This is a genomic window from Spartinivicinus marinus, from assembly GCF_026309355.1.
GTDB classification, from domain to species: Bacteria; Pseudomonadota; Gammaproteobacteria; order Pseudomonadales; family Zooshikellaceae; genus Spartinivicinus; species Spartinivicinus marinus.
This window is the reverse complement of sequence record NZ_JAPJZK010000001.1, coordinates 6,311,703-6,337,281: the sequence shown is the minus strand read 5'-3', so window position 1 is coordinate 6,337,281 and position 25,579 is coordinate 6,311,703. Positions and strand designations below refer to the sequence as shown.

The 25,579-nt window shown below is 42.3% G+C and carries 18 protein-coding genes and 1 pseudogene; 17 read left to right on the top strand and 2 right to left on the bottom strand.

The genetic code is table 11. The features are described from left to right. Positions 1-114: 114 nt before the first annotated feature. Entirely contained in the window at positions 115-1,173 is a 1,059-nt protein-coding gene (locus tag OQE68_RS27825) for a DUF3080 family protein (RefSeq protein WP_180566779.1), read from the bottom strand. A 116-nt stretch (positions 1,174-1,289) separates the two neighbouring features. Then, positions 1,290-1,877 carry an elongation factor P hydroxylase gene (locus OQE68_RS27820; protein ID WP_180566780.1) on the bottom strand — a complete coding sequence of 196 codons (588 nt, stop codon included), beginning with the start codon at positions 1,875-1,877 and terminating at the stop codon, positions 1,290-1,292. A gap of 196 nt (positions 1,878-2,073) precedes the next feature. On the opposite strand from OQE68_RS27820, the gene OQE68_RS27815 reads away from it, so the two are divergent. From OQE68_RS27815 to gspK, 17 genes and pseudogenes are all read left to right on the top strand, one after another. After that, positions 2,074-2,247 (top strand): hypothetical protein, encoded by a 174-nt coding sequence (locus OQE68_RS27815; RefSeq protein WP_180566781.1) that lies wholly within the window; start codon positions 2,074-2,076, stop codon positions 2,245-2,247. 231 nt (positions 2,248-2,478) lie between these two features. Continuing rightward, on the top strand, positions 2,479-2,766 hold the full coding sequence (locus tag OQE68_RS27810; RefSeq protein ID WP_219339906.1) for a type 2 periplasmic-binding domain-containing protein: 288 nt from the start codon (positions 2,479-2,481) through the stop codon (positions 2,764-2,766). Positions 2,767-2,960: 194 nt separating this feature from the next. Further along, positions 2,961-3,704 carry a hypothetical protein gene (locus OQE68_RS27805; protein ID WP_180566783.1) on the top strand — a complete coding sequence of 248 codons (744 nt, stop codon included), beginning with the start codon at positions 2,961-2,963 and terminating at the stop codon, positions 3,702-3,704. Between the two features lie 107 nt (positions 3,705-3,811). Beyond that, the gene (locus tag OQE68_RS27800; protein ID WP_180566784.1) at positions 3,812-12,220 is read left to right on the top strand and encodes a putative Ig domain-containing protein; all 8,409 of its coding nucleotides are present in this window, start codon (positions 3,812-3,814) and stop codon (positions 12,218-12,220) included. 33 nt (positions 12,221-12,253) lie between these two features. Next, positions 12,254-12,694, top strand: coding sequence for an ankyrin repeat domain-containing protein (locus tag OQE68_RS27795; protein WP_180566785.1), 441 nt, complete (start codon positions 12,254-12,256; stop codon positions 12,692-12,694). A 169-nt stretch (positions 12,695-12,863) separates the two neighbouring features. Further along, positions 12,864-13,586 carry a hypothetical protein gene (locus tag OQE68_RS27790; protein WP_180566786.1) on the top strand — a complete coding sequence of 241 codons (723 nt, stop codon included), beginning with the start codon at positions 12,864-12,866 and terminating at the stop codon, positions 13,584-13,586. Between the two features lie 68 nt (positions 13,587-13,654). Continuing rightward, positions 13,655-14,326 (top strand): hypothetical protein, encoded by a 672-nt coding sequence (locus tag OQE68_RS27785; protein ID WP_180566787.1) that lies wholly within the window; start codon positions 13,655-13,657, stop codon positions 14,324-14,326. A gap of 25 nt (positions 14,327-14,351) precedes the next feature. Further along, positions 14,352-15,121: pseudogene (locus OQE68_RS31050) on the top strand (hypothetical protein). A 470-nt stretch (positions 15,122-15,591) separates the two neighbouring features. Next, on the top strand, positions 15,592-16,716 hold the full coding sequence (locus tag OQE68_RS27770) for a beta-ketoacyl-ACP synthase III (protein WP_180566790.1): 1,125 nt from the start codon (positions 15,592-15,594) through the stop codon (positions 16,714-16,716). A 299-nt stretch (positions 16,717-17,015) separates the two neighbouring features. Beyond that, positions 17,016-17,639, top strand: a complete 624-nt coding sequence (locus OQE68_RS27765; RefSeq protein ID WP_180566791.1) for a type II secretion system protein N — start codon at positions 17,016-17,018, stop codon at positions 17,637-17,639. A gap of 6 nt (positions 17,640-17,645) precedes the next feature. After that, on the top strand, positions 17,646-19,550 hold the full coding sequence (gspD, locus tag OQE68_RS27760; protein ID WP_180566792.1) for a type II secretion system secretin GspD: 1,905 nt from the start codon (positions 17,646-17,648) through the stop codon (positions 19,548-19,550). Between the two features lie 59 nt (positions 19,551-19,609). Continuing rightward, complete coding sequence (gene gspE / locus OQE68_RS27755; RefSeq protein WP_180566793.1) at positions 19,610-21,094, top strand: type II secretion system ATPase GspE; 1,485 nt, start codon at positions 19,610-19,612, stop codon at positions 21,092-21,094. A gap of 26 nt (positions 21,095-21,120) precedes the next feature. Further along, complete coding sequence (gspF, locus tag OQE68_RS27750) at positions 21,121-22,344, top strand: type II secretion system inner membrane protein GspF (protein WP_180566794.1); 1,224 nt, start codon at positions 21,121-21,123, stop codon at positions 22,342-22,344. Between the two features lie 9 nt (positions 22,345-22,353). Further along, positions 22,354-23,013: a type II secretion system minor pseudopilin GspH gene (gene gspH, locus OQE68_RS27745; protein WP_180566795.1), complete on the top strand. Its 660-nt coding sequence runs from the start codon at positions 22,354-22,356 to the stop codon at positions 23,011-23,013. Further along, the gene (gene gspI / locus OQE68_RS27740; protein WP_180566796.1) at positions 22,991-23,389 is read left to right on the top strand and encodes a type II secretion system minor pseudopilin GspI; all 399 of its coding nucleotides are present in this window, start codon (positions 22,991-22,993) and stop codon (positions 23,387-23,389) included. The genes gspH and gspI overlap by 23 nt, the downstream gene beginning before the upstream one ends. After that, positions 23,386-24,108, top strand: a complete 723-nt coding sequence (gene gspJ / locus OQE68_RS27735; protein WP_180566797.1) for a type II secretion system minor pseudopilin GspJ — start codon at positions 23,386-23,388, stop codon at positions 24,106-24,108. The genes gspI and gspJ overlap by 4 nt, the downstream gene beginning before the upstream one ends. Next, on the top strand, positions 24,108-25,571 hold the full coding sequence (gene gspK / locus OQE68_RS27730; protein ID WP_255490748.1) for a type II secretion system minor pseudopilin GspK: 1,464 nt from the start codon (positions 24,108-24,110) through the stop codon (positions 25,569-25,571). Before gspJ ends, gspK begins: the two co-directional genes overlap by 1 nt. Positions 25,572-25,579: the final 8 nt, after the last annotated feature.

The window sequence follows — 25,579 nt, the reverse complement described above, 5'->3', positions numbered from 1 at the left end:
GCCACTAGTACTGTAAGCAAAGACAATACCAGTTGACTTATGGCTAAATGCAAGCCTATCTTTTAATAGTAATAATTACGTTACAATTTGGATCATAAAAAAGCAATCAAAGTTTCAAACACTTAGCTGTGGCATTAATCGACATTGTTGTAATAGTTGCTCCCAGGCTCTGGCATGGCGTTTTGTTGCTTGTTTAAACAAAATAAATTGTAACGCGGGCTGGTTTGGCTGCCCTATCAGTTGGCGTTCAAACTGAAGCCAGGTTGGATGAATCGATTGAGTTGAAAGCTGTTGCAATAATCGTTGCATAACTTGCTGCCATTCAATTTGTAACTGGTTTAGGTGAGCCAAGTAAGGCTGAACTTCTCCAATGTAAAATTTTTTGAAAACGGTGTGTAAAATTCTTGCTCTGGGTGTTGGCGTGTTTTGGGGGCAAAGTGGTCGTGTTTTTTGTTGTTGCTCCAGCCAATGGCTGACGGTGGTTAAACTGGCGATAGCCAACTGAGTCGCTTGGCTGAGTTCACCTACATAACGGCGTTGATACAGCTGCTGAAAGTGCTGATCCCAGGTAGGTTGCGGTGCAAGGTGTGCTAGTTTATCTGGCATGTGCTTAGCTTGAGCTGTAAAAAAGGTTAACGCTGCAATAGTTCCTTCGGCACGAGGCTCATTGGGTGCTAATGGTAGGGTACTGAAGCTGAGTGACAACAGCATCTCATCTGTAGCAAATAGGTTGTTCCATAGGGTGGCGGGTAGAGCGGCGTTTTTTTGTTGTTGCCAGAGTAGAAGTTGCTTAACCAATTGATTGTCACTTTGGGTTTCGGGGTGGGCTAGGCATTGATTGATAGCTTCAAGTAGTGTTACCTCAAATATAAACCGATGGGTGGTAGCCATCACTTTGCCCAAAGCGCTATTGCGTTCTGCTAGCTTTTGGGTGAGTGGCTGGCAGTGGGTAATAGCGAGTACATCAAACAGGTCTAATCGAACATCAGGTAGAGGAAGCCTCAGGATTCGTTTATCCAGATTTAGCTTAAGTGGAGCTGGTTGAGGCGATTTATTATCAATATCTAGGGTTCTGGCAACACGACTAAGGTAGTTTTCCATCATAGATTGGGTGCTGGGCTGCTGGTTACAGCTGGATACAAACAATGTGACGAGCAATAACCCAACTGTCATTAATAATCTGTTGCACAAATTACAGAACCACTGTGTATTGTTGTGGACTATTGGTATTTCCAGCATAGACACTGGTAGTCGCCTTAGAGCATGCTGCTACTCAATAAGTCACAGGTTTAAATCAGCTCAGCCAGAGAAAACTGACAGTTATTTAGCGTTAGACCAGGTTGATAGTGACTTAATAATTGCTCAGTAAATAATAGGGCACGTTTGGGCAACCCCGTTTCTAAATAATTGATAGTTTCCTGGAAAATAGCCTGCTTAAAGGTGCTTGTATCGATAGGAGGACCAGAAAGGTTATCGGCACTAATAAAAAAGCGGATGCCAGCTGCTTTTGAAAAAATCCATTCCAAGGCTTGGGGCTTACTTTCCACTTGTTCAAAGGCTTTTTGTTGCTGCTGGGTGCGACCATCTGGCTGATACCAATAGCCATAATCTAGCAATAAACGGCGCTGTGGGCCTGCAATACACCAGTGGGCAATTTCATGAAGAGCACTGGAAAAAAAACCATGGGCAAAAATCACTTGGTGATAGGGGCTGGTTTCAGACTGAGGAAGATATAGAGGCTCATTATTACCTTTCACTAATACTGTGTTTTCACTTTGCTGAAAGCATTGGTTGAACAGTCTGACTAAATCATCACTCTGGTGTTGAGCTAACGTAGAGAATGTGTTGGTTGTTAATTGTTCAATACAGTTGTTCATGATGATTGCAATAATGGAGTTGGTACAACAGTAAAATGGCCGGGAATTATAGCACATGCATTGGCAGTGAGTATATTTTGTAAAAATGGTTAATTATTTAACTATTGCAAAATTGCCTGAATAAAAACAGTGAGCACATCGATATTGTCAGGGAGTGTACTATAGTTGTCTAAAACCTATTCTGAAGGTTGCAGGTATGAGCAAGCAAACAGTAAAAGCGATGTGCTTTTTGGTTTTATTTTATTTTGCGCTGGGGCTTGTATTACTTGCTTTTTTATTGGTTTATCTTGATGGCGTAGATGGGATTTTTCCGGGTTTAATTAGCGGTATTGTGGGTTATAATCTTTTAGAATACCTTGAAGAAATTTAATTAATATCTGCAAGACTCCTGTAAAAAATATTTTTGTTAATAATCTTTAAGTAGTAGCCAATATCCAACAACAATATCCTAATTTAGTCATGGCACCAGAGTCTGTTTATTTTATTGAGCAGGTTGCCTTTAGTAAAAAAATTATCCACCCCATTAAAGACTGGTTAAGTTTAAAGCCTTTTCAATAGATTAATGCGAGGAATGAAAGTGGTTGAGGATGGAACCAAAGGAATGAAAACCACAGCAGTCATAAGAATGGAGCAGGTCATCAGGCTAGTCAATGAAGATCGAGTTGAAATTGGGGTATTACCACGTATTGACTTAATCAACTTATCAGAACGGTTGGGGATCAAAGTGAATATCTTTGAACCTCCATTGGCTAATATTCCGTTGTATCATTATCTGCATAAAAAACATCAGAGCTTAGTGCCCAAAGTGGCAGAAGCATTGAAGCAGCTGCGTGCAGAACAGCAAATTACCCCCTTGGTTTTGAAGTATTATAAAGAAGCATCGCTTTAGCTGATTAGCCAGTTAATAGTAAGCGTACTTTAAATTATTGTCTTTTGTGAACGCTTGCTCCATTTTGCGTAGATCTACTTTTTGTATCACTTGTTTCTACTCTATAATCCCCTCCTTTGCTGATACTACACTCAAAGCGGTTTTGCTGATCAATTGACAGTAGATACCTGACTTTTGGAAGGGAATTTCCCATTATGAAAAAACTCAGTGCTTTATTCACTACATTATTGGCGTTAGTGACTTATCCTGCCTATGCGCTTGTTATTCAAGACTATAGCGTGTTTTTACATTCTTCCTCATTAAATGCTCAATCACTACAGTACAACCATATTGGCGCCGGTGATAATGATTTCATTGGCACAGGCATTACGGTTGATGTGACTGACCAATTGAATAATGATGGGATAGGTAATATTACCTGGAATTTTGCCAATAATACGGGCGCTGCACTTAAAGACACGAAGCTATTTGTTTTTCTTGATGCTGAAATTGATCAAGCCCTGAATACTTTTTTTAATGAGTCAGGTGCGTTAGTCAGTGTTAATGGCGTAGGTGCTACCGATAATTTGCCAGATAGTTGGGAAATTGACGAACCTGGTTATTCTTTTGGGGATATTTTTGACAATTTACTGGCTGGTGTACTCGATAATACCAACACCGTGGCAGCAGGTGCAGAGGACGATGTATCGCTGGCATTAGGCTTTGATTTAGGAGATTTAGTAGCCGGAGCCAAATGGACAGGTACTTTTATTACTAGCTTGTTGGATGTTGGTGGATTAAGTCAAACGAGCACAGATGCTAATACCACTTTTTACTTTAACGGTACGGTTGATGTGAGTAACCCCATTAGTGTCTCTGAGCCTGGTATTTTAAGTTTATTTATTTTATTCAGTCTCTTTCTTATGATTTTTTCGCGCATTATTAGAGCAATTGATTAGTGCTTTAATTAGCGTATAAATCACTCAGTATTTTTAATACCCTTGAGGATAAGGGTATATCTCTAATTTTAAAAAAGGCTTTAAGAGCCTAGGGAGACGAGAGCGGTATGCGTTTTCTTATTACTTTAGCTGTTGCAATGACTTGTGGTTTTCAGGTTAGTACTGTAAGTGCATCAACTTTATCTCCATCAGCTTCTGCTTGTAAAAGTACATTGCAAGCGCGTGCCAAACGACAAAAAATACAATTAACTTGGCAACATACCGGTGCAAATCAATACCGTATTTATCGTGCTAGCTCTCCCTCTGGCCCGTTTACAGCAATAGCAACGACCAGTAGTAGCTATTCGACTTATTTGGATGATAGATTACCTCTGGAACAGATTTTTTATTATCAAGTCGCAGATATAAATACACAACAGGTTGAGTCTAGCCGATCAACCATTGCTTTTGCTAAAACCACTCGCTCAAGACCCAATCGTCGTAATAAAAGCCCCGTTATTCAAACAACTGCTCCAGCCCAAGCCGCAGTCAATACGGCTTATGTCTACGATGTTAATGCCACAGATCCAAATGCTGGTGATCAAGTCAGCTACATGCTAAGCCAGTTTCCGGATGGCATGACAATTAACCTAACAACCGGTGTAATTAACTGGCTACCGGGTAAAAATCAAGTGGGTAAACATTGTGTTATTGTGCGTGCCTACGATGCAGCTGCAAAATATACTGAGCAGAACTTCGTAGTTGAAGTAAAAGATCCTTCAGTTAATCACCCACCTATTATTACCAGCACACCACCCTTATCAACCAATGAAAACGAGCCTTTTATTTACGATGTTGATGCAACCGATCCTGATCAAGGTGATGTGATTAACTATAAAAATAGAGGTTTTCTTGATAATGTAGCTTTAAATTCAAAAACAGGTGAGTTTCGTTGGAGTGGTTCCGATCATTTGCCTGTTTACTCAAAAGCAACCAATCCTTTTTGTTCAGTACCCCAATCAACCAATGAGCCCTTTATTGATGCATCAAAATGGACAGTATTAAGAGATAAAGGCAGCCATGGTGGGTCACAAAGCTGGGGGTTTGAAGATAATGGGACAGTAGCAATTACCTATGGAAATGGAGCACCTTCCATTTTGCTATCTGATATTGAGCTATCTGATGGAGTGATGGAAATTAGTTTGCGTAATGAGGGTGGTGATAACGATCATTTTGGTTTTGTTTGGGGCTTCCAAGATAAAAGCCACTATTATCGATTCCGTTGGGATCATGGAAATGGTGTGGGAATGGATGTGACAAAAATTGCTACGCCAGAACCTCGATTTGAAGGAGAGCACCCAACGGATGTCAAGTTGTTTGCAAACCCAAAACTTCGTTGGGAATACCATGTTGATTACAAAATAATTTTAGATGTTAGACCCGGTTTAACCCATATTTATGTGGCTCAAGGCAATCGGTTACTTCAAGCGTTCTCTATACCAGATGATACCTATTTAAAAGGACGCTTTGGTTTTTATGTGCATTCTCAAAGTGAAGTATTTTACCGAGCACGCTTATTACCCAGGGAAAAATCAGCCGATTTAATCGTTGACTCTGTTGAGCTGATACCGGGTAAAACAGAAGACACTTATCGTGTTTCTGTGTTAAATCGCGGTAGTGGGCCTAGCAAAAAGGAAACAAGTGTAAATCTAAAGTCAGCGTTTTTTCATCAAGTGGGAGGAGCATCTTTTAAGCTGCCAATTGGTACAGCTAAAGTACCTCCTTTGGCAGCTGGTGAGATCGCTCAGCTAACATTTAAAGGGCCTGTACTGAATTCAGATCGTACTTTATTGGAAGCGGTTATTGACGAAGAAAGTCAGGATCTTTTAGAGTGCAACGAAAACAACAACACTATCCGTTTACCTCTGGTGTGGATAGACGCTGAAGATAAGGCAGGTGCAAAGGATACCCAGCGCTTTGCTATCCAATTAAATGATATTAATGAGGTGCCTAAATTTACTAGTAAAGCAGCACAATATGCCGTATTAGATAAATCATTTTCATACAATGTTATTGCGACGGATAGCGATGTTGGTGACCAGGTGCGTTACGAGCTAGTGGAAGGCCCAGCGGGTATGTCATTTTATGTTGGCACTGGGTTATTGGTATGGACACCAGATAACAGCAACCTGCATAAATCCTATCCGGTAAAAATTCGCGCAATTGATCTTCAGGGCGCCAATATTGAGCAAAGTTTTACCGTGACTGTTCAACGCTCACCAATAATTACTTCAACGCCTAATATTGTTGCTCGTTCAGGTGAAAACTATCAGTACCTGGTAACTGCAACAGACCCTGATAATGATCCGTTAAAATTCTCGTTAAAAAATGCCCCCAATGGAATGACCATTGATGAGCAGTCCGGTGTGATCAGCTGGGTGCCAAATGCTCATGGGAAATTTCATGAGATTATTGTTGAGGTCACTGATAATAAAGCGGGCATTGATCAACAGCAGTATACCCTTGCGGTGCTAGCCCCAGGTGAAATAAATACACCACCAGTGATTACAAGTACGCCAGGACGATCGGCTCCTTTATTAACAACCTATACCTATGATGTTGAAGCTACGGATGTGGATAACGATAAGCTGCGTTATCGCTTACTCGAAGCACCGGCGGCCATGCTCATCAATGAGGACAATGGGCTGATTACCTGGGTGCCTGCGGTTACACAACGGGGTGACTATACGGTGAGTATCGAAGTCACTGACCTGCGTGGCGGGGTGACCAAGCAGACATTCACGATTGCCGCTGGCGGTGGGGCCAATAATAACAACCCACCTACGATCACTTCCTCGCCAGCAACTCAAGCCCAAGTGGCACAGGCTTATTCGTATGCTGTCACAGCCACGGATGCGAATGGTGACACGCTGACTTACCGCTTGGAAGTTGCACCCACTGGCATGACTATTAATCCGACTTCAGGCTTGATCAACTGGACGCCCACTCAACAGCAGATTGGTGTCAACAGTGTCAGTGTCCGCGTGACTGACAGTAAAGGTGGCGTTACCAGTCAACAATTTACGGTGACCGTCAATGCGGTGGTCAATAAGTCACCGGTTATTACCAGTTCCCCCGGTACCGCTGCAAATGCTGGACAAGCTTATCGTTATACCGTCACAGCGACGGATGCTGATGGAGACTCATTGACGTATCAGCTGGAGGCAGCCCCCAAGGGCATGACGATCAATGCCAATAGTGGCCTGATTAGCTGGACCCCTGCCAATAACCAGCAAGGCGCTAATGAAGTCGTCGTCCGGGCTGAAGACGGTAATGGGGGGATTGCCACGCAGACCTTTACCATCCATGTCACGGCTGGTGCTCAAAATACCCCACCCACCATTACCTCTACACCGCTGGCCAATGGCGCGGTTGATACCGCTTATCAATATGCAGTGATTGCTAGCGATGCAGATGGTGATGCGATTTCTTATAGCTTGACCACAGCACCGGCTGGAATGCAAATTGACCGTGCATCTGGCGCAATTAATTGGACACCAACCGCTGGCCAAGCGGGTGTTCATAATGTTGTGGTAAGAGCCGCCGATGCCCAAGCTTATATTGAGCAAAGCTTTACCATCAACGTCGCGAAACAAGCGCTGCCCTTAACAGTATCTGTAGTAGCGACTCCGGCTGTCATTGATAAAGGTCAAACCACGACAGTTTCTGTGATAACCACTGGTGGGGTAGGTGCTATTAACCTAACGCTAACAGTGAATGGAAATGCGGTTGCTTTAGATAATAATGGTCGTGCCATTGTTACGGGCGACACAGTTGGTAATTATTCTTTAGCTGCCACTGCTAAAGATACCAAACAATTGGTATCTACAACTGGTCAGTTTAGTGTTCGTGATCCGAATGATGCAACTAAGCCCACAGTAGAAATTAAAACACCAGCAACTGATAGTGAAATTTTAGCGCCTGTTGAAATAGTGGGTACGGCGACGGATGATAATTTTGTCGATTATCGGTTATTAATTTCCCCTGCTGGTAAAAATCAATTCACAGAAATAACTAAAAGTACGACACCTGTAGTGGATGGGGTATTAGGTCAATTTGATCCTACCCAGTTAGTCAATGGTTTATATAATATTGCGTTAATTGCTCGCGATGTCAGTGGTAATGAGCAGTCTCAGCAGGTGACTTATCGTGTAAACGGCGATATGAAAGTAGGTAATTTCTCTTTCACCGTAGAAGATTTAACTATTCCAGTGGCTGGTATTCCGATTCGAGTCACTCGTACTTACGACAGTCGTCGCCGCCATGAAAAACTGGATTTTGGTTATGGCTGGAGTGTGGGTTATCAGGACGTAAAAATTGAAGAAACCCGGGTGCCTGGCAAATATTGGTCCCTTAACAGCTATAAATATGGGCCATTCAATGTCTTGACCCGTTATTGTGTAGAGCCTAATGGCGCACCCCAGGTGATTGTGACTTTACCTGATGGTGACCAGGAAGTGTTTGAAGTTAAAGCCACGCCGCAGTGTAATAACCTCAGTGCACAACTGGATGTCACTTTATCCCTTGAGCCTGTGGGTGATACCCAGTCGACACTGAAAATTATGGGGGACAACACGGCGCGCTTAGTGAACGGTAACCTAGTAGAAACAGGTACTTTCACTAACCCTATCAACCCTAATCGTTATCAATTAACGACCCGTGCCGGCTATGTTTATGAGCTGGATCAGAATTTTGGTATCACTAAAGTCACCGTTCCTACGGGACACACCCTGACGTATAGCGATGCGGGTATTGTTCACTCTAGCGGTAAAAGTGTGCTGTTTAATCGTGATGGGGATGGCAAGATTACCAGCATTACTGACCCTAAGGGTAATACCCTACAATACTCGTATAGTGCTCAGCAGGACTTAGTGAAGGCCACTGATCAACTTAATGCCACCACCACTTATACCTATAATCAGCAGCACGGTTTGTTGGATATTAAAGATCCGCTGGGCCGCAAGCTGGTAAAAAATATCTATGACGATAAAGGGAAGTTGATAGCTCAGGAAGACAGTGATGGTAACCGTACCGAGTTTAATCATGATTTAGCAGGCCGTTTTTCACTGGTCACTGATCGTAACGGCAATATCACCCAACTGTTTTATGATGAGCAAGGTAATGTCCTCACCCGTATTGATGCGTTAGGCAATACCACCTCTTATACCTATGACGCACGGGGTAATCAATTAACCCAGGTGGATGCTTTGGGCTTTACCCAAATTGCTACCTATAACGATAAAAATGATCAGCTAACTCAAGTGGATGCCTTAGGCAATACCACTACTTATAGCTATAACACTCGCGGTCAGGAAACCCAGATTACCGATGCTCGGGGTAATACCTTCCACAATACCTATGACAGTTTAGGTAATTTATTAACGGTGACAGACCCTAACGGCAAGGTGGCAGGTAATACGATTAATGCCCAAGGACTTGTCACCCGAACCGTTGATGTGTTGGGTAATGCAACACAATACACCTATGACAAGGATGGCAACAAGCTCACCGAAACCGATGCTGAAGGTCATGTCACTCGCTATAGCTACGATGCTAATGGCAATGTGCTAACCGAGACGCGTACCCGTAATGGTGCAGCCGAAACCACACGTTATGTTTACGATGCGCGCAACCGGGTGATTAAAACCACCGATCCGCTGGGCAATGTGACCACGACTGTTTATGACTTAGCCGGCCGTGAGGTGGGGACTGTCGATGCCTTAGGTCAGCGGACTGAAATGGCTTATGACGCCTATGGTCGTCTAATTAGCACCCGTTACTCCGATGGATCAGTAGCGACCAAGACCTATGACAGGGAAGGTAACCTGCTGAGTGAAACGGACAAAGCGGGTCGTACCACGCAATACAGTTATGATGCGCTGAACCGGCAAACCAAAGTTACTTATCCTGATGGTTCTAGCACCCAAACTGTCTATGATGCTATCGGCCGAGTGACTGCAGAGATTGATGCCAATGGTAATCGTACCGAGTATGAGTACGATGCAGCTGGGCGCCGTACTTTAAGCCGTGATGCAGCCGGTAATGAGCACCGCTTTGAATACGATGCAGAAGGCAATCTGATTGCAGAGGTGGATGCCAAAGGCCACCGCAGGAGCTATGTGTACAATAAGTTGGATCAGCGTATAGAAACGCGCTATCACAATGGCTCCAAGCAAACCTCAACCTTAGATGCCTTATCTCGTCGTACCAGCCAGGCCGATCAGGCCAGTGTGAAAACCACCTACGAGTACGACAAGTTAGGTCGGTTAACCAAAGTAACTGATGCGTTAGGTGGCACGACCACATTTAGCTATGACTCGGCGGGTAATAAGCTCACTCAAACCGATGCGGAAGGTCGCACCACTCGCTGGGCCTATGATGCGTTGGGCCGAGTCACATCCCGTACCTTACCAATGGGGCAAACGGAAGGCTTTAGTTACGATGGCAATGGCAACCTGACTGAACAGACTGACTTTAATGGTCAGGTTACTCGCCATCAATACGACAGTATGAACCGCTTGATCCAAAGTGAATATGCCGATGGCCGGGTAGAAGCTTTTCAATACGATGCCATGGGTAACCGCACTCAAGTGCAGGTAACGCCAGTGAATGGCCCGTTACAAACCACAACCTACAACTATGATCAGCAGGATCGATTGACCAGTGAAACCAAGCCCGATGGCTCTGTTATCCACTATCAATATGATCCGGTGGGTAACCGTACTCAGGTGCAAGTGGCTCAGGCTAGTGGTCAGGTGCTTACCACTGACTACAACTATGACAAACTGAATCGTCTGCAAAGTGTCACCGATGCTAAGGGCACAACCACTTATGGCTATGATGCCGTGGGTAACCGCACCAGTGTTAGCTACCCCAACGGTACCAGTCAGGTCTATAGCTATGACAGTTTAAATCGCCTAACCAAGCTGGAAACCTTTAGCCAGGGCGGTGGGTTAATACAGTCCTATAGCTATACCCTGCACCCAACCGGCCGGCGGACCCAAATTGATGAGAGTAATGGTAGAACCACCGCCTATAGCTACGACCAGCTGTATCGGTTAACCAGCGAAACCATTACCGATGCCGTCAATGGTAACTACAGTGCCAGCTATCAATACGATAAAGTGGGCAACCGCACCCAAAGCGTGGCTGATGGCGTCACGACACGTTATACCTATGACTCCAACGATAGGCTGACCCAACAAGGGGGTAGCCGTTATACCTACGACAATAATGGCAGTACCCTGACTGAAACCTTAGATAACAAGGTCACCACTTATACCTACGATGCCAAAAACAAACTGGCATCAGCCGAAAAGGAAGGGAAAACCACAAGCTATCGTTACAACCACAACGGTATTCGTACTGGTAAAACGGAAAATGGTGTCACCACTCAGTTTATCGTCGATGAAAACCGCGATTATGCTCAGGTGCTGGTCGAGAGTGATGGGGCAAACCAAGTCAACTACACCTATGGCGATGACCTAATCAGTCAGGACCGTAATGGTGCTTCAAGCTACTACCATTACGACGGACTCGGTAGCACCCGAGCCTTAACGGACGCCGCAGGTGCTACTACTGATACCTATAACTATGAAGCCTTCGGGGTATTGCTGAACTCAATGGGCAATACCAAGAACAACTACCTATTTACTGGTGAGCAGTTTGATTCAGGGTTGGATCAGTACTATCTCAGGGCGCGTTATTACAACCAAAAAGCTGCCCGCTTTACCCAGATGGATACCTGGATGGGGGTTAATCATGATCCAGTTACGCTGCATAAATACCTTTATGCCAATGTAGACCCCGTTAATTACACCGACCCAACTGGGAACTTTGGTTTACCATCATTTGGCGTCGGTTTTAATGTGGCGGGCATTCTTACCACTCTAAATATTGCAAGCTCTGCCTATGACCTGTTTGGGGTGGTGTCAAATGGTGAAAGTATCACAGCAGCTCAAGCTGGAATGTTTGCACTTGCTAGTTTAGGTGGAATTAAATTATTCAAAATACTAGGAAAAAAATTCTTAAAGAAATTTAATTGTGAGAAGCCAGGTAAAGAGCATAAGATTTGTAGAATATTTAAGTCCGATAGTGAAAGAATAAGCTTCATTCGACGAACTTTGGGATTAAGGGCCGGCCAACGTAATGTTGCATTTGCAGATTATATTACCACTTCAGGAGTTGATAGCATTATTGGCGTAAGTGGTAGAACCCTGCCAGGTACTGAAGGAATACCCGTTTCCTTGCAAACTGGGTGGGATGGTCATAATAGGTCGTTTGATGCTGAGGTAAAACTGTATTCTACTATGACAAGCCGTTTTACTACGTCTACTACTGGTTTGGTAAGGGTTGTTTCGGAGTTGAATTTTTGTGGCTCTTGTACGAGGGTTGGTACAGCCTTTAAGTTAAGGCACCCTAAGCTTTTTGTGATGAAAAGTTCTGTTTTGTCATCAACAACTCACAAAAAGCGTTGATAGGTTTTAAATTAATATTTTTCGGGGTACTGCATGAGTGTTGATGAACTTGTGGATTCACTATTTAATCATGACGGTGAGTATTCCAAGGTTGAAGAGGCCTGGCTTTCTCAAATTAAAGAGTATTTTAATCTTGGTGGCAGTATAACTAAGCGAACTAGTCGTAATGGTTGGCAGCTTATTCACATTGCTGCGCTGAATGGTTTAGACAGAGTGGTTGAGTGGCTTATTGAAAATGGTGCCGATGTTAATGCACAAGATAAACAAGGGTGTACACCCTTGTTACTCGCATTTGATTTAGATATCGACGGAGCCATTCAAAGCGGCAAAGAAATAAATTTTTCTCATACTAAGAAGTTAATTGATTTGGGGGCAGATCAAAGTATAGAGAATAATGATGGAGAAAGCTTAGAAAGTACCGCCTCTGCATATGGCAAAAAAGTGTATTTGATTTATAAGGAAGAACTAGGATAGATAATCACAAAAGCCTTACTAATAACAATAACTAGGATATTTGTAGTACACCAAACTAATATTGCAGTTAATTGCTCTTAGTATTAACTGCTCTTTTTTCACCCTTTGCTAATCGTAGCAAAAAATCGATTAGCAAATAAAAATTTTACATTTACCAAGTAGTAGTAAAATGAAGTTATTAAAAAAGCCATTAACCTGGTTAGCATCGGTTGCCTTATGCTTGCCAACTCTAGCCATAGCAGGATTAATAAATCCAGCCCCTTACCAATGTTTTGATGGTTCTGTTACACCTGGTTGTGTAGCAGACAGCCCTTTTGCAGGGAAGAATTTTAATTATTTTTATCTGGAAAATTTTGAAGATCACCAGTTAAACACCCCTGGTATTAGTGCTTCAGCAGGTGGGGTAACCAGTGTGGTGTATGGGCCTAGAATCCATGACTCGGTGGATGCAGATGACGGTGTGTTAGATGGTAATGGATTAGCAGGTGATTCCTATTTTAGCTGGAGTGGCAAAGATGGTATCACCTTTAGCTTTGATGCCAATGAATTAGGAGCCTTACCTACTCATGTAGGAATTGTTTGGACGGATGGCTTAGGGGCTACTTTTTTCGAAGCATTTGATTCAGCCGATGTTAGTCTGGGAAGTATTGGTCCAGTCAACATCGCGACCAGAGGCCATGCTGGGCAAACTGATGAAGACCGCTTTTTCGGTATTACCAATCCAAACGGCATATCCAGCATTTTTATCAGCAATGCGGTAGGTGGAATTGAAGTTGACCACTTACAATATGGTTATGTAGCTCAACCGGTAGTGCCAGTCTCTGAGCCAAGTTTTATTTTCTTATTTGGAATTGGGCTTATTTGCTTGTTCAGGTTGGTTAAGCGTTTTTAATTAGGCCCTTATTTATCTACTTTGAATAAATTTAGCAGTAAAAATATTATTGAATTAGCAGGAATATAATGAGCAGTACATCCGTTTGGAAAAACAACTTTACTTTGTCCAGAATAATTATTTCAATCATCGTTTCATTAGCAGCAATCAATAGTGCTAATGCAACATTGATTGATTTTGAAGATAGAGCAACTGGCGAAATCCTTTCTGATCAATATCATGATAGAGGTTTACTGTTTTCAGGTGCAGGTAATGCGTCTGGATTGATAGTGACAATTCCACAGTATTCAACCGGCTTTTTTGGTAATACTGGGCCAAATATTTTGCATATGGGTGCCCGTAATGAACCTACGACTATCACCTTTGTTGAGCCAAACACTAATAAACAAACGTATGCCAATAATATCAGTTTATTAGCCGGTGATGGCGATATTGATTTAGAAACCTTTACGATAAGTTTGTTTGGCCTTAATGGTGATAATTTATTTTCTCAAACTTATACAACAACCAATGAGGGTTTTTTATTTGAGTATGCAGGTAATGCTGCCAGCATTCAATTTACGCTAGCAGCAAATTCCAGCTCAGGAGCCAGTTTTGATAATTTTAATTATTCGTTAGTTACTGTGGTGCCGGAGCCTGCAACTGTACTGTTATTTTTGGTTTTTGCAGGATTATTAATGATACGGTTTCGTTATAGTGCCTCAACTTATAATCATCGTTTTTACTCAATTATTTTTTAGATAACTCAATATTGATAGGTATTTTATGTTTAAAAATAAACTAATTGCATTATTTATTGCAGCGTTGCCATTATGCCAGGTACAAGCGAAACTTTTAGATTTATCATCATGGACACCTAATGCTTATAATTTAGGTGGGCAGCCGGTAGCAAACTGGTCGCTTTCTGCGGATAAAACATCTGTCACCCAAACCATTAACGCAGACCCTTCCATGTACCTGAATAACCTCAATCAAACCAATTATCAGTTGAGGGGCAGTTGGCGGACGGATGATCGTAATGATGATGATTTTATGGGGTTTGTTTTTGGTTATCAGGATGCCCGCATTTTTATATTATGGACTGGAAATCCCGCTCTCAAGGGTATCGAGGTACCGCAAAAGAAGGTTTTACTATAAGAAAGATCTCAGCGCCTTCAGCCGTCGATTTAACTTTAGAAGATTTTTGGTCATCAGCAGGCACTAATCGGGCAACCATTTTAGACTCGTTGTATGGCAGCCAACAGGGCTGGAATAACGGGACTGACTATCAATTTCTGCTTGATTTTAAACCAGGGGAGTTCAGTGTAACGGTTAGCCAAGGTAATACTGAACTGTGGAATACAACGGTTGCCGATGGCTCATACCGCTACGGTCAGTATGGCTTTTATAATTTTTCTCAGAAAAATGTTACCTATTCTGGCTTTACTCAAACGGGAGGACAGGTTGTTAATAATATCCCTGAGCCCGTACCAATGTTGCTGGTTGGTTTGGGATTGCTGAATTGTTTGTTATTTAGGCGCCGGAAAAGCCAATAGTCACTACCTGTTATTCATCAAGCTAAACCTACTTTGTTTGGCTTGGTGCATACCACTGGTTACACTTTCCTAAAGTTTTTCATCTTAACTTTATCGTTACCAATGCTGTCAATGGCAACTACAGGCCTGCTATCAATATGACAAAGTGGGTAACCGCATCCAAAGCGTGGTTGGTGGGGTAACGACACGTTTTACCTATGACTCAAACGATAGGCTGGGGGTATTCGTCGTTACACTTACGCTAAAAACAAACTAGCATCAGCTGAAAAGGAAGGGAAATCCACCCGCTATCGCTTGTAGTGGTCTAATGGAACTGCTCAGCAGGTTCAAACGATCGTTTCTTTGGCTAGGTAAAACCTGCTACCATTGGCTGAAATAACTAAGGCTTAAGTCCAGTACTGCCTTCTTGTGAGGGACATACTGACATATAGAATGGGGTTTAAGCCAACCATTATTGAGGGTAGATAATAATGACAGATGTGTTGATTACAGGAACTGGGCTTTATACGCCAACTGAAGGTGTATCAAATGAAGAACTGGTTGCCTCGTTTAATGCTTATGTCGCAGCCTATAACCAGGCCCATCAAGTTCAAATTAAAGCGGGTGAGCTAGAGCCATTATTAGAATCCAGCGCTGAGTTTATTGAAAAAGCTTCTGGTATAAAGCACCGTTATGTCATGAATAAAGCAGGTGTTTTAGATGTGGATAGAATGTATCCACGCTTACCTGAGCGCTCGAATGATGAGCCTTCCATTCAGTGTGAAATGGGGATTGCTGCGGCTAAGCAGGCGCTAGAACAGGCAGGTAAAACGGCTGCTGATGTTGATGCGATTATTGTTGCTTGTTCAAATATGCAACGTGCGTATCCTGCCATGGCTGTGGAAATTCAGCATTATTTAGATGCCGGTGGTTTTGCCTATGATATGAATGTGGCTTGCTCATCTGCCACGTTTGGTATTCAGGCTGGGTATAACGCGATTACTGCAGGCAGTGCCAAAACGGTGTTAGTCATTAGCCCGGAAATTTGCTCCGGCCATCTGAATTTTCGAGACCGCGATAGCCACTTTATTTTTGGTGATGCTTGTACTGCCGTCTTGTTGGAGCAAGCGTCTAACAGCCATAAACAGGCAGAAAGCTTTAAAGTGCTAGGGACCAAGCTTGCTACTCAGTTTTCAAATAATATTCGTAATAACTTTGGCTTTCTTAATCGCTGTGATGAAGCAGGAGAGGGCAAGTCAGATAAGCTATTTGTACAAAATGGGCGCAAAGTATTTAAAGAAGTTTGTCCCATGGTGGCAGAGCATATTAGTCATCACTTAGAAACACTGACCCTGGATGCACAACAGTTAAAGCGTTTATGGCTGCATCAGGCAAACCTGGGCATGAATCATTTAGTGGCCAAAAAAGTGCTAGGGCGTGAGCCATTAGCTGAGGAAGCTCCTGTGATTTTAGATCAATATGCCAACACTAGTTCTGCGGGGTCAATTATTGCCTTTCACCAACATAGTCGAGATTTACAAATAGGTGATCTGGGTGTTATTTGTTCGTTTGGGGCTGGTTATTCTGTAGGCAGTATAGTCGTTGAAAAATGTTGAACTTGAGTCAGTGGTGAGCAGAGATGAAGCACCGTAAACAATCATTATGGGGTATCTTTAATACATCCTGATGACAATTTGCTTATAAACCGTCAGGTAAATAAGTAATTTTCCTTACTCATAAGGTAAAAAATAATTTTATCCTAACTGGCCAGGCCTTTAGCTGTCTTATTTTATAGGACTGATTAGAAAATGAACGGCAGAGTATTTCATTTTTGTCATGTGACAAACTTCAATATTCCCCGTCATTTGTGTATAGTTGACAACCTAGTGTTGGATAGATAATAGGTTAGCAAAGCTTGGCCCAGATAAATAGACGACGCTTGTTGGACACCAGCCTGGCGGTTGTGATTTTGGCAGGAGTATCGGGTTATGCCTACACCCAATACCGTCAAGTCAATCAAACCCTCGCGGTCGGGTCAACAACAAGCATGACTGTCAAAAGTACACAAGGAAGCGGAGTAGACGCGGATTCTGCCCTGTCTACAGGACAGGTAAGTCAGCTTGCTGAACAGCTGTTTGGCAAAGTGGTGGAAATTAAAGAGTCTGAACCTGTTGTAGAAGATATCCCTGAAACCACTCTCAACCTGTCGCTACAGGCTGTATTTTTTTCCTCTGATCCAAGTAGCGCTGCAGCATCCGTTGCATTAAACAGCCAACCTGCCAAGTATTATCGGGTAGGTGATAAAATCCAGAATAATGTAGTCGTTAAAGGAATCAAGCCTACCTCCATTACCTTATTGAGAAATGGAGAACTTGAGGTTTTATCAATTGCTCGAAATAAGAGTGATGGGGTGTCTTCGCCTCAGCACTATGATACTCATTCACCCAGTCGCTTTTCTGCTATGGGGGTTAATCCTCGAGAAGCAGAGATTAGAAAAAAATTACAAGCACTGCGTTCAAGGTTTAATCAGCGAAATTAAAGTTGTATGAAACGTTATATCGGTAGTTGTGCCGTATGGCTGTTAATCGTGACAGCCGTGCCAGTAGGATGGTCAGCCCAAAATCCGCCCAATCCTTCCACTGAAATGAAAATAAACATGCAGGATGGTGATATCCGCAGTTTTATCCAGTGGATTGCAGAGCGAACAGGGAAAAATTTTGTTATTGACCCACGGGTAAAAGGAAGAGTCAGTGTTATTTCTCAAGAGGTGTTATCCCCTGAAGAAGCCTACCAGGTATTTTTATCTGTGTTACAGGTGCATGGATTTACTGCATTAAACACAGGACAAGTCACTAAAATCATACCTGATGCTACGGCTCGCCATAGTGGTGTACCTGTTATGGGGAAACAAAAGCCTGAGCCAAATGATGAGATGGTGGTACAGGTAATTAAACCCAAAAATATTTCTGCACAGAAATTAGTCAGTACTTTGAGGCCATTAGTACCACAAACCGGTCATCTGGTTGCACACCCAGACAGTAATGCCTTAATCGTCTCCGACCGGGCTAGAAATATTGATCAATTAGTAAAGATTATTCAAGAAGTCGATTTAGCGGGGGGAATTGATGTTGAGTTTATTCCACTAGAACATGCCAGTGCCAAAGATTTGGTTAATGTATTAAAAGGGTTAGTGCCACCCATTAAATCCGGCACCATGTTAAACCGTGGGATTAGTTTTGTTGCGGATGAGCGTAGTAATAGTATTTTAATGGCAGGCGACCCCGTTAAACGAAAAGTGTTGGCTAGTTTAGTTCGCCGCCTGGATAAATCTGAGCGTTCAGATGGTGGTGCTGAAGTGATTTATTTGCATTATCAAAAAGCTAAAGACTTAGCCGAAACCCTACAAAAACTGGCAGGTAATATCCAAAAAGGCGCTAAAGATGCCAAAGTTGCGGATCGGGAAGTAGCCATTGAAGCCAATGAGGCGACCAATGCACTGGTTATTTCTGGGCCACCAAAAATTATGAAAACCGTTAAAGAAACGGTGAGAAAGTTGGATATTCGTCGGGCTCAGGTTTTAGTTGAAGCGGTGATAGTTGAATTAAATGATACACGCTTAGATGAAATAGGAGTTCAGTGGGGAACATCTGGTGGTTCTATTGGTGGGGATGGGTTGTTTGCTGGAACGCGTCATTCGTTGAGTGATAGTAAGCTTTCTGGATTTGATGGATATCCCTCTAAAAATGATAAAGGAGTAATTAGTATAGGAAGTGGGCTTAGTTTAGGATTTTACCGTAATGGCTCATTACGTGCTTTAGTACAAGCCTTCGATACAGACTCTACAGCTAATATTTTATCTACTCCTTCTCTAGTAACATTGGATAATGAAGAAGCCAAAATTCATGTAGGTGAGAATATAGGCATTTTAACTTCAACAACCACTAGCTCTTCAACTCCTGCCAGTAACCCTTATCAAAATTTTGAGCGAAAAGATATTGGTATTACCCTTAAAGTTACTCCTTTGGTTAATCAAAGTGAATCAGTAACTCTAAAAATTGAACAAGAGATATCTGATGTAATACCCTCTACAACTGGTAATGACCAAGTGACTTACAGTAAAAGGGAAATACAAACATCAGTTTTGCTAGATGATGGTTCTATGCTGGTGCTGGGTGGGCTAGTAAAGGATAATTTGCAAATTGCTGAAGACAAAGTGCCTTTTTTTGGCGATTTACCTGTTATTGGTTGGTTATTTCGAGCAGAAAAGGAAAAAAAGGTTAAAACTAATTTAATGGTTTTTTTAAGACCAACGATTATCCGTACCCGTGAAGTGGCAGATAAAGTATCGAAAAAAGAATATTATAAAGTTCAGCTTCAACAACAGGCATATAGAAAATTACTTAAAGAGTTAGGAAAAGATGTTGAAGTACCAACACTACCCAAATTGTAATACAAAAGCAGTATTTAAAATTTCAATTAAGCGTTTAATAAGCCGTTAGATTATTATTTATGGATTTGGCTCAGCCAGTTGTTAACAATTTGCCCTATAGTTTCGCTAAGCGTTATGGGGTATTAATTGCTCCTTCGGAACAAGGGGTAACGCTATTTTATACTTCACCGGTTACGCCGGTGGTGTTTTCAGAAATTGTCCGTTATGTGGGACAGCCTACCGCAGTTGAAGTATTATCTTCAGATGCCTTTGAGCAAAAAATGGGAGAGCTGTATCAGGGCAAAACCTCTGAAACCATGGAGGCCATGGAAGATTTAGGCGACGATATGGATTTGGCCAGCCTGGCTGATGCGATTCCTGAAACCGAAGATTTAATGGAGCAGGAAGATGATGCGCCCATAATTCGCTTGATTAATGCGGTGCTGTCTGAAGCCATACGAGAACAGGCGTCGGATATTCATATCGAAACCTTTGAAAAACGTTTGGTGGTTCGGTTTCGTGTCGATGGGGTGATGCGTAAAGTCATCGAGCCTAAACGACAGTTGGCGGCTTTGTTGGTATCGCGGATCAAAGTTATGGCACGGATGGATATTGCTGAAAAGCGGGTTCCCCAGGATGGTCGAATTGCCTTACGCGTGGCTGGCCGGGAAGTGGATATTCGGGTGTCTACCTTACCTTCCAATAATGGCGAACGGGTGGTCATGCGTTTGCTAGATAAGCGGGCAGGTCGACTGGACTTAAAGCACCTAGGTATGTCTGGCCGTGATCATGAATTGTTGCATGATTTATTACTGAAACCCCATGGTATTATTCTCGTCTCAGGACCTACTGGCTCTGGTAAAACGACCAGTTTATACGCAGGCCTAACCACCTTAAATTCAGAAACCCGCACTATTTTAACTGTTGAAGACCCGATTGAATATAATTTGGAAGGGATTGGTCAAACTCAGGTCAATACCAAAACCGATATGACTTTTGCTCGTGGGCTGCGCGCGATTCTCCGCCAAGACCCAGATGTAGTGATGGTTGGGGAAATTCGTGATACCGAAACCGCCCAAATTGCAGTACAAGCCAGTTTAACTGGACACCTGGTGCTGTCTACTATTCACACTAATACGGCAATTGGCGTAGTCACTCGGTTAAAAGATATGGGAATGGAGCCCTTTTTGCTCGCTTCCAGTTTATTGGGGGTGATTGCCCAGCGATTGGTGAGGGTGTTATGTGATGACTGTAAACAGCCCTTTGAAGCCAGTGCTAAAGACTGTGAATTATTGGGGGTGAGTACAAGTACGCCTCCCACCTTATATCGCCCGAAAGGCTGTGAAAACTGCAATCACAGTGGTTATAAAGGCAGGACAGGTATCTATGAAGTCATTGCCGTAGATGAGCCACTTAGAACCTACATCCACGAAGGGGCTTCTGAACAACAAATGAATGCCTATGCGCGTACTAAAGGCCCAGGTATTCGTGAAGATGGTTGCCGTAAAGTGATGGAAGGGGTAACCACCTTGGAAGAAGTATTGAGAGTCACCCGTGAAGATTAGCAAACGAGCTAGCAGGTAGTTGGATTATGGCTGCATTTGAATATATTGCCTTAACCCAAGCGGGTAAAGAACAAAAAGGGGTGATTGAAGGGGACAGTATTAAACAAGTCCGACAGTTGTTGCGTGATAAGCAACTGGCCCCGATGCAAGTAACACCCGCTAAAGGTAAAAGCCAAGCAGGCAGTGGCGGTGGCTTTTCTGTACAACGTAGCCACCGTATATCAGTTCATGAACTGGCTTTATTTACCCGACAGTTAGCTACCTTAATTCAAGCTGGCATGCCCCTGGAAGAGTGTTTGCGAGCAGTGGGGGAGCAGTCAGGCAAGAATAAAATCAAATCGATGGTAATGTCAGTAAGAGCCAAAGTATTAGAAGGTTATACTTTGGCTGACAGTTTAGCTGAATACCCGAATGTCTTTCCTAAATTATATCGCGCTACCGTTTCGGCGGGTGAACATGCTGGACACTTAAATTTAGTACTAACCCGCTTAGCTGATTATACCGAAGCCCGCCATAAGTCCCGCCAAAAAATTAAAATGGCGTTAATGTATCCCATTATATTATTAACGGCCTCGTTATTAATTGTGGGATTTTTATTGGGTTATGTGGTGCCCGATATAGTTAAAGTCTTTATTAATTCCAATCAAGAATTACCTATGCTAACCCAAGTGATAATTGCAGCCAGTGATGGGGTAAAAGCCTCCTGGCATATTATTATATTGTCAGTCATTATCTTGGTAGTAGGTGTTAAGCAAGGGATGAAATTTGATGGTTTTCGCTATAAGGTTCACCGTTTTAACTTAATGCTGCCATTAATGGGTAATTTAACCAAAAATACCGAAACGGCTCGTTTTATCAGTACCTTAAGTATTTTATCAAAAAGTGGTGTGCCATTAGTGGATGGCTTACGAATTGCTGTGGAAGTAGTCAGTAATGAAGTATTAAAAGCCAAGGTAAGCAATACAGCACAAGTAGTCAGTGAAGGTGCCAGCTTACGAGCTGCGCTAGAACAAACCGGGATTTTTGCACCAATGGTGGTACATATGGTAGCCAGTGGTGAATCCAGTGGTGAGTTGGATGAAATGCTGGCCCGTGCAGCAGAAAACCAGGAGCAGGAATTAGAAGGTTTTGTGACCATGCTAGTTGGTTTATTTGAACCTTTTATGTTGTTATTTATGGGTGCTGTCGTATTGGTTATCGTATTGGCTGTATTGTTGCCTATTCTTAACTTAAACCAGCTAGTGATGTAGGGCTGGATTATGCAACAAGCTCTTCATCCCCGACAGTCTGATGTTAACCACCAAAAGCTTCGTTTGAACAACCAGTCTTATTTGAACCGCCAGCCTTATTTAAATCAGAGCGGCTTTACCCTGATCGAAGTATTAGTGGTAGTGGTAATTATTGGGGTGTTGGCGTCAGTTGCAGTATTAAGTTTGGGTGATGGTGGCCGTGAACGGGAAATAAGACAGCAGATGTCTGAGTTGGCATTATTGTTTGAGCAAATGCAAACGACAGCTGTGTATAAGAACCAGTCCTATGGGATTACATTAAAGGACGATCGATTAAGCTTTTTAAGCTGGGATCGCTCTAAACGAAAATGGCAGGAAGCAGAATCTGGTAAGGATAAGGATATTCCCTGGAAGCCGATTAAACTGGCAGGAGGCTTAACCTTTCAAAATTTAATGATCGATTCTAAAGACTCGCCTATAGGTGATTTGTTAGCAAAACAGCGCAAGCGGCTGAAAGATAATCAGATTATTAAAAAAGAGCTTGGGCCAGTACCGGATATCGCCTTTTTATCCAGCTATGAAGTGACCCCATTTAAGCTCACCATTGTCAGTGATACAGGTATAGAGAAAACCCAATATTATTTAACAACTGATGGAGTATCAGGTTTTGACATTCTATCAGAAGAGTAATCAGCAAGGTTTTACTTTATTAGAAGTAGTGGTAGCTGTTGCTGTATTTGCTATTGCAGCATCTATGTTATTGGTGGCAGGGGGCGGCGCCATTCAAAAAACGGCTTATTTGGAAGAAAAAACCTTAGCCAATTTAATTGCTGAAAACTATCTGGTGGAATTAAAGCTGGAGCCTGATTGGCCTGCGGTTGGTGAGAAAACCGAGGAAGTGGTACTAGCGGGACGCAAGTGGGAAGTCAAACATAATGTGTCTCAAGCGGGTGACGAAAAACGAATGCGTAAAATCGTAGTATCAGTAGAACGGAAACTGGATTACCACGATGGCAAGCCCCATTTATTAGCGGAACTGCAGGGGTATTTGGTGAAGTTAAAATGAAAAAAACCGCTACTGTTCCTATGCATGATCCTCAGTCAGGTTTCACTTTATTGGAAGTGGTGATTGCTGTTGCGATTTTTTCGTTATTAGGGTTGGCTACTTATCAGTTATTTAGTTCGGTACTAAATACCCAAACGGCTGTATTTGAACGAAGTGAAAAAGTGATTGCTTTGCAGCGGGCGACTTTTATGTTGCAGCGGGATATTGGCAATATGGTAGCGCGCAGTGTGCGTGATGAACTGGGTGGTAACGAAGATACCTGGTCCTGTGATGAGTTTGAACAGACTTTTGTATTTACCCATCATGCTTGGGATAACCCGTTAAATGAAGAACGAAGTGAGTTACAGCGGGTGCAGTACCGGATGGTTCCTGATGAGGAAGCGGAAGAGCAGGGTAATGATGATTTGTTTATTTTAGAGCGGGATTATTGGCGGGTATTGGATAAAGCGCCCGAGCCAAAACTATATGAGCAGAAATTATTAGCAGGCATTAAGTCGTTAAAATGGCGGTTTTTAGAAAGGAAGGAAAAAACATCCGGCTCTAGTGGTACAAATACCAATATTGATGATGACTGGAAAGAGTGTAAGGATTATGCACCATCGCCTAATCAGGGAAGTGCCAACAACCGCGCTCTCCCTCAAGCAATAGAAGTCACCTTTGAACATACCCTATTTGGTGAGCTACGGGTGTTAATTGAAGTAGCGGTAGGTAAAGTGTGATGAAGTGGATATTAGTGAAAAAAGCAGAAAATAAGCCTGGTGTCCGATATGGTATAACAGGCTATTCTTCCGCCGCTCTAAAAGGCCATCCTTGGCCTTCAGAGCTAAAGCTGTTCCAGACAGCAGCTTCAGAACATCCTGCTATCCCATATCCACAAGCTTTTGCGACAGCCTCGAAGAGGAGTAAAAAACCTTCATCATTGCCCCAAAAACAACAAGGCGTTGCTTTAATTACAGTCTTATTGGTATTTGCGTTAGTGGCTATTATTGGGGCGGCGATTATTCGTCAGTTAGATTTTTCTATTCAAGCCACTACCCATCATGTGCATTCGGCTATGCTCCGCCAATATGCGTTAGGTACTGAAGAATATGTAAAAATTTTGTTGGCTGAAGATTTAAAAAGCGATAAAGAAGATGGCAAAGAAATAGACTATTTAGGTGAAATTTGGGCGCAACCTCGTTGTTTAAAAGTCAATGACAGTGGTATTGCGACGCCTAAATTGGAAGATGAAAAACAAAAGCGTAAAGAAAAAGAAGATAACGAGAAAAAAGATAAAGGCCCGATAGAGTGTGAAGATGGTATTTTGATGGAAATCAAGGATGCTCAAGGGTATTTCAATATTAATAATTTGTATGTAGAAAAAACAGTTATACGAAATAGAAACAACCAACGTAATAGTTCAAATAATAAAGAAACAGGTGAAGAAGGAATTGATAGACAAAATAACAATAATGAGAATGGAGGTCAGAATGATCAAAATAAAGATAAAGAGGTAACTAATAAGGATATTGAAGCTATTTTTACTAGCTATCGAAATGTTATTGAACAACAACTTTCTCAAAAAATTCCTCAAGATTTATTGAAAGAAATTACAAAGTGGATAAACAAAAAAAATACTGATGGCTCAGAAGATTTAGAATATTTAGGTTTGAAAACACCTTACCGGGTAGCCAACCAACCATTACAGCACGTTTCTGAGTTGCAACTAGTAAGATACATTAGAGAAAAGTCAGGTCAATCCTATTACTTGCCGTTAGCAGAAAACTTGGTTGTTTTACCTGAGCCTCTCAAAGAAAGTGATAACCAAACGCCAATTAATATTTTTACAGCCTCAAAAGAACTTATCGAAGCTGTATGTCAAATGAAAGGTAAATCGTTAGATCAATCTCATTTGGAAAAATTTCTTGAAAAAAGAGTGAAAAAAGATCAGTACCCAAATATTCAAGCAATAGACACAGAGTTAGTTTCTTGTGGTGGGGTAGATGGTTATAAAATTAAGGATTTAAAAGAAAAGAGTTTAATCAGTTTAAACAGCAAATACTTCATTGCCCAATTTACTGTGCGATTAAACGATTATGAAACCATTTTAACCAGTTATTTCTATCGTAAAAGTCAAGATGAAGTAATTGTATATAAACGGCGTTGGTTACCAGAACCGATTTTTACTAAAGAGACTTCGTAAAGTGAAGC